This window comes from Bartonella sp. AA83SXKL (assembly GCF_042196965.1).
Taxonomy (GTDB): Bacteria; Pseudomonadota; Alphaproteobacteria; order Rhizobiales; family Rhizobiaceae; genus Bartonella.
On sequence record NZ_JBHIRG010000127.1, the window covers coordinates 1 to 889 of the forward strand.

The 889-nt window shown below is 33.3% G+C and carries 1 pseudogene; it reads left to right on the top strand.

Annotation, left to right across the window (positions count from 1 at the left end):
• Nucleotides 1–487, top strand: a pseudogene (locus ACFINO_RS10090) (hypothetical protein); the annotation flags it as partial.
• Nucleotides 488–889 lie beyond the last annotated feature (402 nt).

Consider the following 889-nt stretch of genomic DNA (forward strand, 5'->3'; position numbering starts at 1 on the left):
TCACAATTATCCAAGCTATAGAGTTCGTTTGAAAGGACAGTCTATGGAGGTGCATATCAATGCATCTTTGGATTGGCTTAGAGAAGATTTAGCTGCTGCTGATGCGAGGGGTAAAATTACAATTATTAATTTTCATGATGGTCGTGCGGCTTCTATTGATGGTGAATCTTTCTTTATTCGTAAAAAGAATGCTAAAGATTTATCGCTGTTTAAGTCAATTATTACTTCTCATAATGTCAAAGCAATATTTGTGGGGCATACACATTATCAGTCCTATTTCCGTGCAAAAAATGATAAGGTCTTTGGAAATATTCCTGTTTATACAGCTGGTGCACTCTTTAATGGGGATTATTACTTTATAGATGTGAAGGGGAAGAGCATTCACGTTAAAGCCTATAATGGAGAGATAGGAAAACCTCTTTTGATTAAAGATCTTGGCATTATAGGAAAAGATACAGAATTCTCTGTAAATTGCAGTCATCTTTAATAGGTTTTTTTCTTTTCTTAAAACATAAAAGAAAAAGTGCGTTGTGTGTGTGAATTTGAAGAGGGATAGGGGGTTTTGTTATCGTTTAAGGTGTGAATGAAAAGAATTGGACATTTTGTTTTTATCATTCTTAACAGTTTGGTATTCAGTATATGTGCATTTTTTCTTTTGCAAGATATCCGCTATGAAGTATCTGTGAAGGGTATTTATATTGGCTTATAATTTTGTCCTCTACATTCTATGACACTCGTACAGCATGTGTTGGGGAGTGCATTTGCTTTGAGAGCAGGGTAACGTAGCACTTTAAAAAATCTTTAAAATACTTACTTTTAAAAAGTTTTTTTGATACGCTATATTTTTCAACATGTGAGTGTTTTTTCTCATCGTAAAAGAAGAATTTCT